Below are 17,504 nucleotides of genomic sequence, written 5' to 3' on the forward strand. Positions count from 1 at the left end.
GCGGAGGGATTTATGGACGATCCAGTCGACAACAAACCGCCGACCTTCTGGCAGATGCTGCACAGCGTGATGGCGGCGGCGTTCGGGGTGCAGAGCGGCAAGAACCGGGCAAGGGACTTCACCCATGGCAAACCCAGCCATTTCGTGATGCTGGGCATTCTGTTCACGGCGGTGTTTGCGCTGACGCTGTTTGCCATCGTCAAACTGGTGCTGCATTTCGCCGGGGTCTGACGCGGTCAGCGCATCAGGGTCTGCAAGGTGAACGGGTAGCGATACGACGCCGGTTGCCCCTTGGCCGAGAGCTTGCGGAAATTCACGCCGTAGTCAGGCGACGTGCCCATGGCCAGCATTTGCCGGGCGTGCGCTTTGTCGATCAATTGCAATAAGGGAATCTGCCGGTCACGGCCGCCGTAGTGATTCAAATCGACGCCTTGCTCAACATCATGCAACTCGACCAACGCCCAGCCGCCCAGGGTGAAATGCCCGCCGACCAGCGCGCTCAAACGCCCGTCAACCAACGCCTGCAAGGCCGCCGGTGAGGTATTGATTGCACTGAACAAGGCATCTTTGCCGGGGACTTTGCCGGTCTCGGCGTAAGCGCGCATCGCGCCGAAGGCCATCTCATCATTGGCCGACCACACCAGCGACACCTTCGGGTAACGGGCAAACAGCTGTTTGGCCTGCTCATAGGCGCGCTCTTGGGTCCAGCCGCTGTAGACCAATTGCCGCAGACGCATCTGTGGGTGTTCGGCCAACGCCCGCTGCATGCCGCGCTCGCGCAATTGTGCCGAGGGGGTGACCTTCAACCCGGAGAACGCCAACACTTCAATCGGCTCAGCAGCGGGCGTCGGCGGGTGCAGGCGGATCAGTTCCTTCATCATCAGGTAACCACCCTCCTCGTCGTTCGGCACCAGGCTGCCGATGCGGTCGTTCCGCTCACCGACCAGCGCTTGCTGGTCAGGTGTCAGCGCCGCGTTGACCATAAACAGCTTCACGCCGCTGTTCTCGGCCAGGCGCAGAATTTGCGGGGCGACGTATTGTTCGTTGACGAACACCAGGTACTCGGGACGATTCGGCCCCTGCAACGCAATGCGCGCCTGAGCCAGGGTCAGTTCGGGTTGGCGTTGCGAATAGAGAATTTGCAGATCGATGCCCAGATCATGAGCGGCCGCCTGCATGAATTGCGAATAGCTGACCCAGAACGCTTCCTGCGTCGAGCCCGGATTCAAAAACAGCACAGACTCTGCCCGCGCGCCGGTCTGAAACAGCGCGCCGAACAACAGAAGACTGATGTGGACAAACTTGAACATGAAGCATCCAGGCCCAAGGAAAAATGGCCGCGCATTATAGCCCTCGTTCCACCGGCTATTGATGCCTGATCCCGTTTTTTGTCCGACAATCTGTCGGAAGCGGGCCCGGATGGGTCGTTTACTGATGACTGACCCAGAATACCGCTGTCCCTACTACGAGAATGATCAGGAACAAAATGGCCCACGCATCGACACTGCTGTCGCTTTTTCTTGCCTTGGTCGGATTGCTCATTGCATCGCCTCTTGTCGGTTTTGTCGGTGATTGCAGAAAGACTCGACCACAGTTAAGACGATGATTGTCCGCACGACAAATGTGGGTTAGTTGACAGCCATTCTCGTTAGGCGATTTGGTTCTTTACATATACTCAAACATCACTTTTGCGCATAACTGCAAACGGGTATATTGCCCCGGCTCCGTTAGGGAGTGCGCGGCCGTGCGCGCAGAATTGCAGAGGCACAATCGGACTCCAGCAAGCGAAAACGCAGTGCTACTCCGAATGGCCCAAGCCTGAGAACAGGACTTATATGTACGTATACGACGAGTACGATCAGCGGATCATCGAGGACCGCGTCAAGCAGTTCCGTGATCAGACCCGACGCTATCTGGCAGGTGAGCTGAGCGAAGAAGAATTCCGCCCCCTGCGCCTGCAAAATGGCCTGTACATCCAGCGCTTCGCGCCGATGTTGCGTGTGGCGGTGCCTTACGGCCAGCTGACTTCGCGTCAGACGCGCATGATGGCCAAGATTGCCCGCGACTACGACAAGGGCTACGCCCACATCAGTACGCGGCAGAACGTGCAGTTCAACTGGCCGGCGGTGGAAGACATCCCGGACATTCTGGCTGAACTGGCCACCGTGCAGATGCACGCGATCCAGACCAGCGGCAACTGCCTGCGCAACGTCACCACCGACCAGTTCGCCGGTGTCGCTGCCGACGAAGTGATCGACCCGCGCCCATGGTGCGAGATCGTTCGTCAGTGGACCACGTTCCACCCGGAATTCGCCTACCTGCCGCGTAAGTTCAAGATCGCCGTCAACGGTTCGACCGCTGACCGTGCGGCCATTGAAGTTCACGACATCGGCCTTGAGCCGGTGCACAACGCCGCTGGTGAGCTGGGTTTCCGTGTGCTGGTCGGTGGCGGCCTCGGTCGTACTCCGGTGGTCGGCGCGTTCATCAACGAATTCCTGCCGTGGCAGGACCTGTTGAGCTACCTCGACGCGATCCTGCGCGTGTACAACCGCTACGGCCGTCGCGACAACAAATACAAGGCGCGGATCAAGATTCTCGTCAAAGCGCTCACGCCGGAAGTGTTCGCACAGAAAGTCGATGCGGAAATGGAACACCTGCGCGGTGGCCAGACCACTTTGACCGAGGCTGAACTGCATCGCGTCGCCAAGCACTTCGTCGACCCGGACTACAAGGCGCTGGACAACCAGACCGCGCAACTGGCCGAGCTGGACAAAGAACATCCAGGCTTCGCTCGCTGGCGCACCCGCAACACCCTGGCGCACAAAAAGCCGGGTTACGTGGCCGTGACCCTGTCGCTGAAACCAACCGGCGTTGCCCCGGGCGATATCACTGACAAACAGCTCGACGCCGTCGCCGATCTGGCCGACCGCTACAGCTTTGGTCAACTGCGCACCTCGCACGAGCAGAACATCATTCTTGCCGACGTCGAGCAAAGCCAGTTGTTTGCCCTGTGGGGTGAGCTGCGTGAAGGCGGTTTCGCCACGCCTAACATCGGTTTGCTGACCGACATCATCTGCTGCCCTGGCGGTGATTTCTGCTCGCTGGCCAACGCCAAGTCGATCCCGATTGCCGAGTCGATCCAGCGTCGCTTCGACGACCTCGACTACCTGTTCGACATCGGTGAACTGGACCTGAACATCTCTGGTTGCATGAACGCTTGTGGTCACCACCACGTCGGCCACATCGGCATCCTCGGGGTGGACAAGAAAGGCGAAGAGTTCTATCAGGTCTCCCTCGGCGGCAGTGCCAGCCGTGATGCGAGCCTGGGCAAGATCCTCGGCCCGTCCTTCGCCCAGGAAGCCATGCCGGACGTGATCTCGAAGCTGATCGACGTGTACGTTGAACAACGTACCGAAGACGAGCGCTTCATCGACACCTACCAGCGTATTGGCATCGACCTCTTCAAGGAACGCGTCTATGCAGCGAATCATTAAGAATAACGCGGTCGTCGACGAAACCTGGCACTTGCTGCCCAAGGATTTCAACATCGACGAGATCAGCAACTGCGACGACCTGATCGTGCCACTGCAACTGTGGCGTGAACACAGTCGCATGCTCAAGGCTCGCGACGGTGGTCTGGGTGTGTGGCTGGACGCCGACGAAGAAGCCGAGGAAATCGGTGACGACGTCGCCGAGTTCCAGGTGATTGCCCTGAACTTCCCGGCTTTCACTGACGGCCGCAACTACTCCAACGCCCGCCTGCTGCGCGACCGTTACGGTTTCAAAGGTGAACTGCGGGCGATTGGTGACGTGCTGCGCGATCAGCTGTTCTACATGCACCGCTGTGGTTTCGACGCCTTTGCCGTGCGTGCGGACAAAGACCCGTACGAAGCTTTGGAAGGTCTCAAGGACTTTTCGGTGACCTATCAGGCCGCCACCGACGAACCGCTGCCGCTGTTCCGTCGCCGCTGAAGGTTTGCTGCGGACAAAAAAACGCCGGTCATGTGACCGGCGTTTTTTTATGCCTGCTCGAATTACCAGAAGCGCTGCTGGGTCAGCCGACTCCACCAGCTCAGCAGTACGCGGTCGACCGAGCCGCTGGCGGCCATGCCAATACGTTCCTGCAAGCTTTTGCGCTCGGCGTAGTGCAGGTGGTAGACCTCAGCCTTTTTCGCCCGGTCGGCCAGGTACTCATCACTGGTCTTTAGTTCATCGACCAGTTGTTTATCCAGCGCCGCGACGCCGAGCCAGACTTCACCGGTGGCCACATCATCGATGGCCAGTTGCGGGCGATAACGCGCAACAAAGTTCTTGAACAGTTGATGGGTGATGTCCAGATCTTCCTGGAACTTCTCCCGGCCCTTCTCGGTGTTTTCGCCAAACACGGTCAGGGTGCGTTTGTACTCGCCGGCGGTCAGTACTTCAAAGTCGATGTCGTGCTTCTTCAGCAAGCGGTTGACGTTGGGCAACTGTGCAACCACGCCGATCGAACCAAGAATCGCAAACGGCGCGCTGATGATCTTCTCGCCGATGCACGCCATCATGTAGCCGCCGCTGGCCGCGACCTTGTCGATGCACACCGTCAACGGCACGCCGGCTTCACGGATCCGCGCCAGTTGCGAGGATGCCAGACCGTAGCTGTGAACCATACCGCCACCGCTTTCCAGCCTCAGGACCACTTCGTCTTTTGGCGTGGCGAGCGTCAGCAGTGCGGTGATTTCATGGCGCAGGCTTTCGGTGGCCGAGGCCTTGATGTCGCCGTCGAAATCCAGCACGAACACACGCGATTTGGTGTCGGGTTGTTTCTTCTGCTTCTTCGCATTTTTCTCGGATTTGGCCTCGCCCTTGCGCAAAGCCTTGAGCTGATCCTTGTCGAGCAACGTCTGCTCCAGGCGCTCACGCAGGCCCTTGTAGAAATCATTGAGTTTGCTGACCTGCAACTGACCGGCCGATTTGCGCCGGCCCTTGCTGCGCAATGCGGCAAAACTGGCAAGCACCACCAGAATGGCGACTACCAGGGTGACGGTCTTGGCCAGGAAGCTGGCGTATTCGGTGAAAAACTCCACAAAGACTCCTTAAACGATGCGCGGATGTGAGACACACGCGGGATGGCTCCAGCATACCCATGCGTCGGCTTGTCGGCCAGCCGTGAAACCTCTGGCAACACCCCTGTAACGGGCATTTCAAACAAGCGTATGTTTTTTCATTGACAGCTACCCGTCATCCTCATAACCTCGCCACAACCTTCAACGTACCGGGATGACGCGGACGTGGGCAGCATCTACTTGATACGACATGGCCAGGCCTCCTTTGGTGCAGACGACTATGACGTCCTGTCGCCGACCGGTGTGCGTCAGGCAGAAATCCTCGGTCAGCACCTCGCTGAACTGGGCATCAGCTTCGATCGCTGCCTCGCCGGTGACCTGCGTCGCCAACAGCACACGGCCACCAGCGCGCTGGCGCAATACGCCGCCAAAGGCCTGCCGGTGCCGACCCTGGAAACCGATTCTGCGTTCAACGAATTCGATGCCGACGCGGTCATTCGCGCGCTGCTCCCGGACATGCTGGCGGACGAGCCGGAAGCCCTCGACATCCTGCGCAACGCCGCACAGAACCGTGGCGAATTCCAACGGATTTTCGCCTTGATCATCGAGCGCTGGCTGGCCGGCACTTTTGACACCCCGGGGCTGGAAAGCTGGCTGGGTTTCGTCGAACGGGTTCAGGCCGGGTTACACCGAATCCTTGAACAGGCCGGCGACAAACAGAAAATCGCCGTGTTCACCTCCGGCGGCACCATCACCGCCCTGCTCCACCTCATTACGCAAATGCCTGCCAGACAGGCCTTTGAATTGAACTGGCAAATCGTCAACACCTCGCTCAACCAGCTGAAGTTCCGCGGTCGCGAGGTGGCTTTGGCCTCCTTCAACAGTCATGCACACCTGCAGCTGTTGAAGGCACCGGAACTCATCACTTTCCGCTGAGTCCGGTTAACTGTGAACCTTGCTGTAATCAACCCATAAGGATCGAACCATGACCTCCGTAGCCGATGCCGTAAAAGAAATGCAAGCCAAGTTCAACCCAGCCGCTGCTGCCGGTCTGGATCTGGTTTTCGGTTTCAACATCACTGACGAAGACAAGCAGTACTCGCTGATCGTCAAAGACGGCACCTGCGATATCCAGGAAGGCGAGAACCCGGACGCCAACTGCACGCTGGTACTGGATAGCGAAACCCTGAAAGGTATCGTCAGCGGCGAAACCGACGGCATGCAGGCTTTCATGGGCGGCAAACTGCGCGTTGAAGGCGACATGATGCTGTCGATGAAACTGTCCGAGCTGTTCCCGTCGTAATAGCGCGTTCAGTGACACAAGAATCCCGCCCCCAGTGGCGGGATTTTTGCGTTTCGGCCCTGTAGGAACTGCGGCACGCTGCGATCTTTTGATCTGGCTTTTTAGAACGCAAAGTCAAAAGATCGCAGCCTCGTTTCACTCGACAGCTCCTACAGGGTTACCCGGTGAACGAAGCGGCCAGCAACTCTCGGGTATACGGATGCTGCGCGGCATGAAACAGCGCATTCGTCTCGCCACGCTCCACCACCTCACCGTCCTTCATCACAATCAAGTCATGGGCCAACGCGCGCACCACCGCCAGGTCGTGGCTGATGAACAGATAGGTCAAGCCGTGTTCCGCCTGCAAACGCCGCAATAACGCGACAATCTGTTTTTGCACCGTGCGATCCAGTGCCGAGGTCGGCTCATCCAGCAGGATCAAGTCAGGCTTGAGCACCAGCGCCCGGGCAATGGCGATGCGTTGCCGCTGACCACCGGAAAACTCGTGGGGATAGCGATGGCGGGTGGCCGGATCAAGACCGACTTCACGCAGCACATCGACCACCGCCCTCTCACGCTCATCGGCGTTCAAATCACTGTGCACCTGTAAACCTTCGGCGATGATCTGCTCCACGCACAAACGTGGACTGAGGCTGCCGAACGGATCCTGAAACACCACTTGCAGACGTTTGCGCAGCGGCCTGAGTTGCTTGCCGCTCAAGTGCTCCAGCGCCTCGCCCTGAAAGCGGATGCTGCCCTGGGCATCCAGCAAACGCAGAATCGCTTGGCCCAGCGTCGACTTGCCGGAACCGGACTCGCCAACAATGCCCAGGGTTTTGCCGCGCTGAAGATTCAAATCAATGCCGTTGACCGCGTGCAACCAAGACTTCGCGCGCAGCCAGCCACCGCCCAAACGGAAGCGCACATTGAGATCGCGCACCTCCAGCAAATCCTCAGCGGGTTCCCGACACAACGCCTCGCCACCCGGCTCGGCGTTGAGCAACTCAATGCTGTAAGGATGCTGCGGCGTGCTGAACAACTGTTCACAAGGCGCCTGCTCGACGATCAATCCTCCACGCATGACTGCCACCCGCTGAGCGATATTGCGCACCAGATTCAGATCATGACTGATGATCAACAGCGCCATTCCCAGGCGCTCCTGCAGTTCTTTGAGCAGCAACAAAATCTTGCGTTGCACGGTCACGTCCAGCGCAGTGGTCGGCTCGTCGGCAATCAACAACTGTGGCTCGCAGGCCAGCGCCATGGCGATCATCACCCGTTGTCGCTGACCGCCCGACAATTGATGCGGATAAGCCTTTAGCCGTTCGCGCGGACGTTGAATGCCCACCAGTTCGAGCAATTGCACAATTCGCTGACGCGCCGCCGCCCCGGCCAGCCCCTTGTGCAGCGCGAGGCTTTCGCCCAGTTGCCGCTCAATCGTGTGCAAAGGGTTCAGTGAGCTCATCGGCTCCTGAAAAATCATCGCGATGCGGTTGCCACGCAATTGGCGCAAGTAGCGCTCATGTACGCCAAGCAACTCCTCGCCAACATAGCGGATGCTGCCATCAATCTGCGTGATGGCCGGGTCAAGCAATTGCAGAATGCTGTGCGCCGTCACCGATTTACCGGAGCCGGATTCCCCGACCAGCGCAAGACATTCGCCGGGGCGGATATCAAGGTCGATGCCGTGCACCACAGACTGGCCATTGAAGGCGACGCGCAGGTCGCGTATTTCGATCAGATGTTCGGGCATATCAAGTCCTCGGATCAAACGCATCGCGGCAGGCTTCGCCGATGAATACCAGCAGTGAAAGGATCAGCGCCAAGGCAAAGAACGCGGTCAGGCCAAGCCACGGTGCTTGCAGATTGCTTTTGCCCTGACCGATCAACTCGCCCAGCGAAGCGCTGCCGGCCGGCATGCCGAAACCGAGAAAATCCAACGCCGATAACGTCGCGATCGCCCCGGTAAGAATGAACGGCAGGTAGGTCAGCGTCGCGCTCATGGCATTGGGCAGGATGTGCCGAACGATCACCTGCGCATCGCCCACCCCCAGCGCGCGTGCCGCTTTCACATATTCCAGGCCACGGCTGCGCAGAAACTCGGCCCGCACCACATCGACCAGGCTCAACCAGGAAAACAGCGCCATGATCCCCAGCAACCACCAGAAATTCGGCTCGACGAACCCGGACAGAATGATCAGCAGGTACAACACCGGCAGCCCCGACCAGACCTCCAGCAAGCGCTGACCGATCAGGTCGACCCACCCACCGTAGTAGCCCTGCAATGCCCCGGCGGCGATGCCGATCAGCGCACTCGCCGCGGTCAGCGCCAAGGCAAACAGCAGCGATACACGTGTGCCGAAAATCACCCGCGCCAGCACGTCGCGCGCCTGATCATCAGTGCCCAGCCAGTTGTCGCCACTGGGCGGACTCGGTGCCGGCTCCGTGAGGTCGTAATTGACCGTGTCGAACGCGAACGGGATCGGCGCAAACCACAACCGCCCGCCCTGCCCCTCGATCAATTGCCGCACCTGCGCGCTACGATAGTCCGGTTGAAACGGCAACTCGCCGCCGAAATCCTGCTCGGTGTAACGCTTGAACGCCGGGAAATACCATTCGCCCTGATACGTCACCAGCAGCGGTTTGTCATTGGCCACCAACTCACCGCCGAGGCTCAGGCCGAACAGCGCGAGAAACAGCCACAACGACCACCAACCACGGCGATGCGCCTTGAAGCGCGCCCAGCGGCGCTGGCCGATGGGAGATAATGTCAGCATCAGGCAGCCCTCGCGGTGAAGTCGATGCGCGGGTCGACCAGCGTGTAGCAAAGGTCGCCGAGCAGTTTTATCAGCAGGCCAAACAGGGTGAAGATAAACAGCGAGCCGAACACCACCGGATAATCGCGCGCGACTGCCGCTTCGTAACTGAGGCGGCCGAGACCATCGAGGGAAAAGATCACTTCGATCAGCAACGAGCCGCCGAAGAACACCGTCACCAACGCTTGCGGCAAACCGGCGACGACCAGAAGCATCGCGTTGCGAAACACATGGCCGTACAACACCTGCCTTTGGCTCAGCCCTTTGGCGCGCGCGGTCACCACGTACAGTCGCGAGATCTCGTTGAGAAAGCTGTTCTTGGTCAGGATCGTCAACGTGGCGACCCCCCCAATGACCAAGGCAATCACCGGCAGCACCAAATGCCAGAAATAGTCGGCCACTTTGGCCCACGGCGACAGCTCGGCGAAGTTGTCCGAGACCAGCCCGCGCACCGGAAACCAGTCCAGCGCCGTGCCACCGGCAAACACCACGATCAGCAGCAGCGCGAAAAGGAATCCCGGCAACGCATAGCCGATGATGATCGCCACGCTGCTCCAGACATCGAACGCCGAGCCGTTATGCACAGCCTTGCGAATGCCCAGCGGAATTGACACCAGATAGGTGATCAACGTCGCCCACAGGCCCAGCGACAAAGTCACCGGCAGCTTCTGCCAGATCAGTTCCGTGACGCTGGCACCGCGAAAGAAACTCTGCCCGAAATCCAGTCGCGCATAGCTTTTGAGCATCAGCCACAAGCGCTCGCTGGCGGGTTTGTCGAAGCCGTACTGACGCTCGATATCGGCCACCAGTTTCGGGTCCAGCCCCCGGGTGGCACGAGACTCGCCACCAACAGTTTCGACATGGCTGGAACCCACCGCCGCGCCGACGCCAATGCCCTGCAAGCGCGCGATGGCCTGCTCGACCGGGCCACCGGGCGCGGCTTGCACGATAACGAAATTGACCAACAGGATCGCGAGCAAGGTCGGCACGATCAGCAGCAGACGCCGCAGGCTATAGCCCCACATGGCTGTACTCCTTGGGCATCTGCGCTGATGTCAGTGCAGTCGGGCTGATTTCCCACCAGGTGTCGAGACCGGCGTCGTAGAGCGGGGCAATCGCCGGTCGGCCGAAGCGGTTCCACCACACTGTGGAAATTCCCGGCGGGTAATAGTTGGGTACCCAGTAATAGCCCCACTGCAACACCCGATCCAGTGCATGAGCGTGGCGCAGCAGACTCTGGCGATTGTCGGCCTGCACCAGCCCTTCGAGCAGTGCATCGACTGCAGGATCGCACAGCACCATGTAATTGTTCGAGCCGGGGTCAGCGGCGCCATCGGAGCCGAAGTAATTGAACATCTCGCGCCCTGGCGCCTGACTCACCGGGTAACCGGCGACGATCATGTCGTAGTCGCGATTGCGCACGCGGTTGGTGTATTGCGCGGTGTCGACCTGGCGGATATCAAAGCCGATGCCGATCTGCGCCAGGTTGCGTTTGAACGGCAATAACAGCCGTTCGAAACCTTTCTGGCCATTGAGAAAGGTAAAGTGCAGAGGTTCGCCATTGACGTTCACCAACTGATCGCCCTGAGGTTTCCAGCCAGCGGCTTCGAGTAGCTTCAGTGCCTGCAACTGTTCGCTGCGGACGTTGCCGCTGCCGTCGGTTTTCGGTACTTCAAACACCGTGGTGAACACTTCATCGGGAATCTGTCCGCGCAACGGTTCCAGAATCTTCAGCTCTTCGGCATCCGGCAATGCAGTGGCCGCCAGCGCGCTGTGGGAGAAGTAGCTGCGCTGACGCAGGTACATGCTGCGCATCATCTGCCGGTTGCTCCATTCGAAATCCCAGAGCATGGCGATTGCCTGGCGCACGCGACGATCCTGAAACGGCGGTTTCTGCAGGTTGAACACAAAGCCCTGCGCGCCTTGCGCAGCACCGGGTGCGAGGTGTTCACGAAGCAATTTGCCTTGCTCGAGTGCAGCGCCCGCGTAGCCGATGGTGAAACTGGTGGCGGAAAACTCGCGGTTGTAATCGAAGCCGCCGGCCTTGAGCACCTGCCGTGACACGTCGGTGTCGGCGAAGAACTCCACACTCAGTTGATCGAAGTTGTAGAGGCCGCGAGTGATCGGCAGATCCTTGGCCCACCAGTCCTGTACCCGTTGAAATTTCACGCTGCGCCCGGCATCTACCGCGCTGATGCGATACGGGCCACTGCCCGGCGGAATCTCGAAACCGCCGCCCTCGGCGAAATCACGTGTCCGCCACCAATGTTCGGGCAGCACCGGCAGTGTCGCCAGGTCCAGCGGCAAGGTGCGGCTGTCGTTGTTCTTGAAGAGGAAGCGCACTTGCGTCGGCGACTCGACGATGACCTCGGCGACATCGCGAAACTGCTGGCGGTATTTGAGGCTGCCCTGGGTGATGAACAGGTTGAAGGTGTAGCGCACGTCTTCGGCGGTGATCGGTGTACCGTCGTCGAAACGTGCCTTTGGGTTCAGGTAAAAACGCAGCCAGCGGCGATCCGGATCGAGCTCCATCTGCTGCGCCACCAGACCATAGACGCTGTAGGGTTCGTCCTTGCTGCGATAGGCCAGTGGCGCGTAGAGCCAGCCATCGATGTCGGCCACACCAGTGCCTTTGTCGGTGTAAGGAATCAGGTGATCGAACGGGCCGCTTTCCAGGGAAGACCGGCGCAGGCTGCCGCCCTTCGGTGCGTCGGGGTTGGCGTAGGCCAGGTGCTGGAAGTCGGGGGCGTATTTGGCGGCTTCGCCGTAGACGGTCAACGCCACTTGCGGGGCGGCCAAACTGAACGGCGTTAAAAGCGCACATGCGCTGAACAAAATAAGCCTTGAGAACATGGGCAGATCCTTTTACACGGTGCTGCTACTGGCCTCTTCGCGAGCAGGCTCACTCCTACAGGGTCTGCGGTGAACACAAATCCAATGTAGGAGTGAGCCTGCTCGCGATAGCACCAGAACAGTCAACACACATCCTGCCTACCTGTGATGTGCAACAGGCCGGCGATTTTTATAGAGCAGGCTTTAGATCAATAACTGACTAAAATCCGCACCAACTGCGAAAACCTGGTCTGTAGGAGCTCCCGAAGGCTGCGATTTTTTGCCGTTGGAAGATCATCAGATCGCAGCCTTCGGCAGCTCCTACAGGGCTCGATTCAGAACTTGTAACTGACCCGCGTGTACAGCGTCCGCCCAAACGGATCGCCATATTTGGGGTCGTAGCCGCTCTGGAACGTGTAGGTCTGATTGCTGAACGGTGGTTCGCGGTCAAACAGGTTTTTCGCGCCGAGGGTCACGCTTAAGGTCTTGCGCCAGGTGTAGGTGCCAGCCAGATCCCAGACGTTGTACGAGCCGACGTAATCGTGAGTGTCGCGATCGGAGTCGTGGTAACCGCTGGTGTAGCGGTTGGTCAGGGCCGCGCCGAATGGGCCGTAATTCCAGCTGCCGGTGAGGCTGTGCCGCCAGCGCGCCACGGCGCCCGCCGAAGCAAAGTCGCCGCCACGGAAATCACCCAGCTTGTCGATGTAATCGCCCTTGAGTTGTTGCTGGTAGTCATAGCGGGTGACGTAAGTGCCTTGCAGGCCAATGCCGAAATTACCGTACGGCGTGCTCGGCAAGCGATAGTCGAAGCTGACATCGACGCCATTGGTCTTGATCTTGCCGAGGTTGGCCAGGCCGGTGACGATATGATCGATGGAGCCATCCGGCTTGCGCACCAGGCGATCGGGGTACAGCTCAGGATTCTCGAACACCGCCGATTCCGGGAACTCGGCAATCTGGTTGGCGATGTCGATCCACCAGAAATCCAGCCCGGCAGTCAGGCGTTCGAACGGCTGGTAAACAAACCCAAGGGTGACGTTGCGCGCGGTTTCCGGGCTCAGGTCGGTATTGCCGCCGCTGGTGCGATTGAACTGCTGTGCGCAGTCGCGGTTGGCAATGCCGCCATTGCTCGGATTACCGCCCGCGCACAAACGCGGATCGTTGTAGTTGGCGTTGGTAAAACTGGTAAAGGTCGGGTTGTACAACTCATACAACGACGGTGCGCGGAACCCTTCGCTGTAGGCACCGCGCACTACCAATTCCTTGAATGGCTGGAAGCGGAACGAGTATTTCGGGTTGGTGGTGCTGCCGAAGTCGCTGTACTTGTCATGGCGTACGGCCGCAGACAATTCGAGGCTGTCGAGCACCGGCACGTTGACCTCGGCGTACTCGGCCGAGACGCTGCGATCCCCGGCGACGCTGCCATTCGGATCAACGCCGAGGCTTTGCACATCGCCGGCAAATGCTGCGAAATCCTGATGGAAGTCTTCCTTGCGATACTCGCCGCCCAGCGCCAACGCCGAAGGGCCGGCACCGAACCAGTCGCCGATTTCACGACTGATGCGCCCGTCGATGGCCTTCACCCGCCCTACCGCCGTGGCGTAATCGCCGTCCACCGCGTTGGCCGCCAACAGCGCCGAACCGGCAGCCGTCTGCGGGCCGAACGGGTTGATTACGCCATTGGCAATACCGGTGCTGACGGCACGGTCATTGACGTAGCCGTCCTGAATGCTGTTGATCACTTTGTTCTGATTGTATGAGGCGCCGAGGTTGTAATCCCAGCCGACCAGCGTGCCGTCAAAATTCAGCAGCAAGCGCTGACTGGTGTTGTCGTCTTCGTGCTGACGCGCGCCGACGGCGGTTTCGCGCCAGTTCACGTCGACCGGTTGCGTCGGATCGAGGGCGAAACCGTTCGGCCCGGGGGTGATGCCGTTACCTGGATAGAACGCCGTGCCGGGGTTGACCTGATTGCCCATCAACGTGCCGGGGCCGATTTGCGTGCGGTTTTCGTTACGCGCCCAAAAGTATTCGAGACTGACATTGTGATCGTCGGACAGCTTGCCGGTGGCTTTGGCGAAGGCCGAAGTCTTCTCCGTTTCCGGCACCAGATCGAGGTAATTCCACAGGCTCTGCCGGCAGATGCCGTTGCGCGTCAGCAATCCCGGTGCGTTGCAGCCGGAGCCTGCCAAAGGATTGGTAGCGTTACTGCCCTGACTCCAGTTGGCCGGCGAGGCGGTGCCGGAGGTGTAATCGAGTCCGCGGTTCGGCTGATAGTTGTAGGTGTAACCCCGGTCTTCAGCGGCCAGGCGTTGCTGTTTGTCATAACTGACCACGCCGAACACGTTGAAACGATCATCCTGCAAATCACCGAAGCCCCAACTGCCGCTGAAGTTACGACTTTCACCGCCACCCGAATGGGTTGGCGTGTCGTAGTTGGTGCTGATCTGCCCTTCGGTCAGGCTGGTCTTGGTGATGAAGTTGATCACCCCGCCAATCGCATCGGTGCCGTACAGCGCCGAGGCGCCATCACGCAGCACTTCCACGCGGTCAATGGCGGCGAACGGAATGGTGTTGAGGTCGACACCGGAGCCGTTGATCGCATTGGTGGCGTTGTTGCTCAGACGCCGGCCGTTGAGCAGCACCAAGGTCTTGTTCGCGCCGATGCCACGCAGATCGGCATAGGACGCCCCGCCACTGCTCGACCCCACCGAACGCCCCGAGCCAACCGAAGACTGGTTGGCAGAAATGCGACTGACCAGCTCCTCGGTGGTGGTGACGCCCTGCTCGCGCAGCTCTTCGACGCGCAGGATGGTCACCGGCACCGCCGTTTCTGCATCGACCCGGCGGATTGCCGTACCCGTGACTTCGACACGCTGCAGTTGAGTGGTCGGTTCGGTTGCCGTGCTATCGGCGGCGATGGCCGGCAGCGTATTGATTGCCAGCAGCAAGGCCAGGCTCAAAGGTGATTTGACGGGTGAAAACTGAATCATGAACAGCCATCCCTGCGTTTTGGTTTATGCAGGGATGTGCGATGACGAATAAGGATTTATAGAGGGCGATTTAGACTGTTGGGTGCTGAGGTTATGCAAAAAAAAGGTTCTTCACGGAATCCCGGGAAACACAGAAACAAGAACGCCGATTTGATTGATGATGTTCGTGCGAGCAAACACATCTAACAAACCGGCGTTCTTATGCGCGATATTAATACTTTCCTTCCTTTTTGGGAGGGCTTTTCTGTCGTCACGATCAAGCCTGATGGTGACGCGCTTCAGATCGACCTGATTCCCCACGCCACCCGATTCCCTTCCTGTAGCGGCTGCCAAAAGACCTGTTCAACCACGCATGAGTATTGCGAGCGAACCGTCCGCGATTTACCGATTCTCGGCCGTGCGGTGCGCCTCAGCGTGTTGCTCAGGCGTGTTGGCTGTCGTGATTGCGGTAAACGTATGGAGGCCGTCAGTTGGCTGGACCGCTATGCCCGCATGACGCGGCGTCTGGCCGAGGCGGTTATTCAAGCCTGCGAGCGCCTTCCCACACTGCACGTGGCTCAACTGTTTGGCCTGCACTGGGACACCGTTCGGTTGCTGGAGCGTCGAGCCTTGCAAGCGGCGTTAAGCGTTTTGCCAAAGGCGCAACCGCGACGTCTGGTGATGGACGAGTTCGCCCTGTTCAAAGGTCATCGTTACGCCAGCGTTGTCCTAGATGCGGATACACGGCGAGTGCTGTGGATCGGTGAAGGTCGCAGCCGAGCAGCGGTCAGGCCTTTCTTCAAAGAACTGGGGCCAGAGGGTTGTGCTCGAATCGAAGCGGTGGCGATGGACATGAACACCGCTTTTGACCTGGAGGTTCGTCAGCACTGTCCCAACGCGCGAGTGGTCTACGACCTCTTCCATGTGGTGGCCAAATATGGCCGAGAGGTGATTGATCGGGTCCGCGTCGACGAGGCTAACCGGTTGCGTCACGACAAGCCTGCCCGCAAGGTTATCAAGCAGGCGCGATGGCTGTTGCTGCGCAATCCGCAGAACTTGAAAACGCCGGAACAACAGGTCCGCCTGGAGGATCTGCTGGCGGCCAACCAAGCGTTGATGACGGTCTACTTGATGAAGGCTGAACTCAAAACACTCTGGACCCCCAGTACTGCCTGGGGTTGGCGATCGGCCTGGAAGCAATGGCTGCGCCATGCGCATGAAAGCGAAATACCAGCTCTGATCCAGTTCGCCAAACGGCTAAAGGGTTACTGGCGGGGCATCGTGAGCCGGGTTCGCTGGCCGATGCACACCGGTCAGTTGGAAGGAATAAACAATCGAATAAAGGTCATCAAGCGGATGGCGTACGGTTACCGAGATAGCGAATTCTTTTTCATGAAGATCAAGAGCGTCTTTCCCGGTAATCCGTGAAGAACCAAAAAAAAGCCATGCCTCGATATCAAGCCGATGCCATGTCCCTCAGCAACCGTGTATCCAGACCAAAACGTTCTTGAGAGACCATTTTGAACTGCCCCTCTGCGAGGTCGCAGCTCACCAGCAGATTCCACGAGTGGCGAGTTGCAGCCGAGGGAATCAGGACAAACGGATGTTCATCCAGTAATGCGTCGGCAAACCGCTGTTGATTGGGCGACGGCCACGCGGGACTCAACCAGTACGGATTCGGCACCTCTTCGGGCTGAACGACTTTGACCCGTGCATCGCCGATGACCTCAAAGCACGTCAGCACATAAGGCTCTCTGTCCAGTGCATCAAAACTGTTATTGGCTGCCACCTCCAGAATGGCCGAGGACGGGTCGACAGATGCATAGACGACTCGCCGGCCAGGCGCATTCCATCGACCGCCCTTCAGTTTTGGACCCATCCCGCTGTCCCACGTGTCTCCGTAGGCCTCCTGATCCAGGCGCCAGCCATACCAATGTCCTTCCCAGGGCAAGGGATTCATGGGTAACCCCCGTACAGGACCCGACACAAGTATTGCTCGACCATCTGGAAGCCCAGTGGATGACGGGTCAATTCCAACGGCACGTAGCCGTTAAGGTAAGGGGTCGACTTCTGCATCCATATTTCCGCCTGTGGCAGCCCCCCGAACGCCCGAGTGGCCATCTCCAGCACCAGCGCATATTGGTAGGCGACGACACTCTGTTGCGAGTCAAGCCGTACCGGTTTGCCTTCCTTCAACAGCCGCTGCACGGTTCTGACAGATTTGCCGGTGATGCGTTTGACCATGTCTTCGCGCAGGTACATTTCGGAAGTTGAAAGCATGTTGACGACGTCGCTCAGCTCAAAGCCCTCGTCGGTAAGGCGGACAATCAGCATGGCATCATCACCGAGGTCCTGGCCGTGCACGAGCAAATCGACAGGTTTTCCCTCGGCCTTCTTCAGCACCGTCAGCCGGGGTGCTTTTGATGTGGGCATCGCGACATCCTCCATGGGGCATCTGGCGCGATCGTCGATCCAGAAGTTGCGCAGGGAATAAACAGGGGTTTCATGTTCGATGTGTGGGGTACGCATAATAGATCCTTGATCTGGGAGCCTGAGCGTT

General features: G+C 59.1%; 15 protein-coding genes. 6 read left to right on the plus strand and 9 right to left on the minus strand.

Going from position 1 to position 17,504, the window contains the following annotated elements; translation table 11 throughout:
* Positions 1-12 precede the first annotated feature (12 nt).
* Positions 13-231: a DUF2970 domain-containing protein gene (locus LOY43_RS15825; RefSeq protein ID WP_016983294.1), complete on the plus strand. Its 219-nt coding sequence runs from the start codon at positions 13-15 to the stop codon at positions 229-231.
* Positions 232-236: 5 nt separating this feature from the next.
* On the opposite strand, the gene LOY43_RS15830 is transcribed toward LOY43_RS15825, so the two are convergent.
* Complete coding sequence (locus tag LOY43_RS15830; protein WP_220556355.1) at positions 237-1,310, minus strand: ABC transporter substrate-binding protein; 1,074 nt, start codon at positions 1,308-1,310, stop codon at positions 237-239.
* A gap of 525 nt (positions 1,311-1,835) precedes the next feature.
* Here LOY43_RS15830 and LOY43_RS15835 point away from each other — a divergent pair.
* Both LOY43_RS15835 and LOY43_RS15840 read left to right on the plus strand, forming a co-directional pair.
* Positions 1,836-3,494: a nitrite/sulfite reductase gene (locus tag LOY43_RS15835; RefSeq protein WP_095126375.1), complete on the plus strand. Its 1,659-nt coding sequence runs from the start codon at positions 1,836-1,838 to the stop codon at positions 3,492-3,494.
* Entirely contained in the window at positions 3,478-3,972 is a 495-nt protein-coding gene (locus tag LOY43_RS15840) for a DUF934 domain-containing protein (protein ID WP_194933087.1), read from the plus strand. The genes LOY43_RS15835 and LOY43_RS15840 overlap by 17 nt, the downstream gene beginning before the upstream one ends.
* Positions 3,973-4,034: 62 nt before the next feature.
* Here the strand turns inward: LOY43_RS15840 and sohB are convergent, their stop codons facing one another.
* Positions 4,035-5,066 (minus strand): protease SohB, encoded by a 1,032-nt coding sequence (gene sohB / locus LOY43_RS15845; protein WP_095047835.1) that lies wholly within the window; start codon positions 5,064-5,066, stop codon positions 4,035-4,037.
* Between the two features lie 204 nt (positions 5,067-5,270).
* Between sohB and LOY43_RS15850 the strand changes: the two genes are divergently transcribed.
* Together LOY43_RS15850 and LOY43_RS15855 are read left to right on the plus strand one after the other, a co-directional pair.
* Positions 5,271-5,981 (plus strand): histidine phosphatase family protein, encoded by a 711-nt coding sequence (locus LOY43_RS15850; RefSeq protein WP_095047836.1) that lies wholly within the window; start codon positions 5,271-5,273, stop codon positions 5,979-5,981.
* A gap of 49 nt (positions 5,982-6,030) precedes the next feature.
* On the plus strand, positions 6,031-6,348 hold the full coding sequence (locus LOY43_RS15855) for an SCP2 sterol-binding domain-containing protein (RefSeq protein ID WP_095126376.1): 318 nt from the start codon (positions 6,031-6,033) through the stop codon (positions 6,346-6,348).
* A gap of 157 nt (positions 6,349-6,505) precedes the next feature.
* On the opposite strand, the gene LOY43_RS15860 is transcribed toward LOY43_RS15855, so the two are convergent.
* The 5 genes from LOY43_RS15860 to LOY43_RS15880 all read right to left on the minus strand — a co-directional run bounded on the left by LOY43_RS15860 (position 6,506) and on the right by LOY43_RS15880 (position 14,965).
* Positions 6,506-8,080: an ABC transporter ATP-binding protein gene (locus tag LOY43_RS15860; protein ID WP_258708345.1), complete on the minus strand. Its 1,575-nt coding sequence runs from the start codon at positions 8,078-8,080 to the stop codon at positions 6,506-6,508.
* A 1-nt stretch (position 8,081) separates the two neighbouring features.
* Complete coding sequence (locus LOY43_RS15865; RefSeq protein ID WP_095047838.1) at positions 8,082-9,104, minus strand: ABC transporter permease; 1,023 nt, start codon at positions 9,102-9,104, stop codon at positions 8,082-8,084.
* Positions 9,104-10,168, minus strand: a complete 1,065-nt coding sequence (locus LOY43_RS15870) for a microcin C ABC transporter permease YejB (RefSeq protein WP_258708346.1) — start codon at positions 10,166-10,168, stop codon at positions 9,104-9,106. Before LOY43_RS15870 ends, LOY43_RS15865 begins: the two co-directional genes overlap by 1 nt.
* Positions 10,155-11,996: an extracellular solute-binding protein gene (locus tag LOY43_RS15875; RefSeq protein ID WP_099756459.1), complete on the minus strand. Its 1,842-nt coding sequence runs from the start codon at positions 11,994-11,996 to the stop codon at positions 10,155-10,157. Before LOY43_RS15875 ends, LOY43_RS15870 begins: the two co-directional genes overlap by 14 nt.
* A gap of 314 nt (positions 11,997-12,310) precedes the next feature.
* Complete coding sequence (locus tag LOY43_RS15880) at positions 12,311-14,965, minus strand: TonB-dependent receptor (RefSeq protein WP_095047841.1); 2,655 nt, start codon at positions 14,963-14,965, stop codon at positions 12,311-12,313.
* A 201-nt stretch (positions 14,966-15,166) separates the two neighbouring features.
* On the opposite strand from LOY43_RS15880, the gene LOY43_RS15885 reads away from it, so the two are divergent.
* A complete protein-coding gene (locus LOY43_RS15885; protein ID WP_095125809.1) occupies positions 15,167-16,372 on the plus strand; it encodes an ISL3 family transposase in 1,206 nt (401 codons plus the stop codon).
* 28 nt (positions 16,373-16,400) lie between these two features.
* Here the strand turns inward: LOY43_RS15885 and LOY43_RS15890 are convergent, their stop codons facing one another.
* On the minus strand, positions 16,401-16,904 hold the full coding sequence (locus LOY43_RS15890) for an RES family NAD+ phosphorylase (RefSeq protein WP_095047842.1): 504 nt from the start codon (positions 16,902-16,904) through the stop codon (positions 16,401-16,403).
* Positions 16,901-17,377 (minus strand): antitoxin Xre/MbcA/ParS toxin-binding domain-containing protein, encoded by a 477-nt coding sequence (locus tag LOY43_RS15895; RefSeq protein ID WP_175555704.1) that lies wholly within the window; start codon positions 17,375-17,377, stop codon positions 16,901-16,903. Before LOY43_RS15895 ends, LOY43_RS15890 begins: the two co-directional genes overlap by 4 nt.
* Positions 17,378-17,504 lie beyond the last annotated feature (127 nt).

The sequence above is a fragment of the Pseudomonas sp. B21-041 genome, assembly GCF_024748675.1.
Lineage (GTDB): Bacteria > Pseudomonadota > Gammaproteobacteria > Pseudomonadales > Pseudomonadaceae > Aquipseudomonas > Aquipseudomonas neuropathica.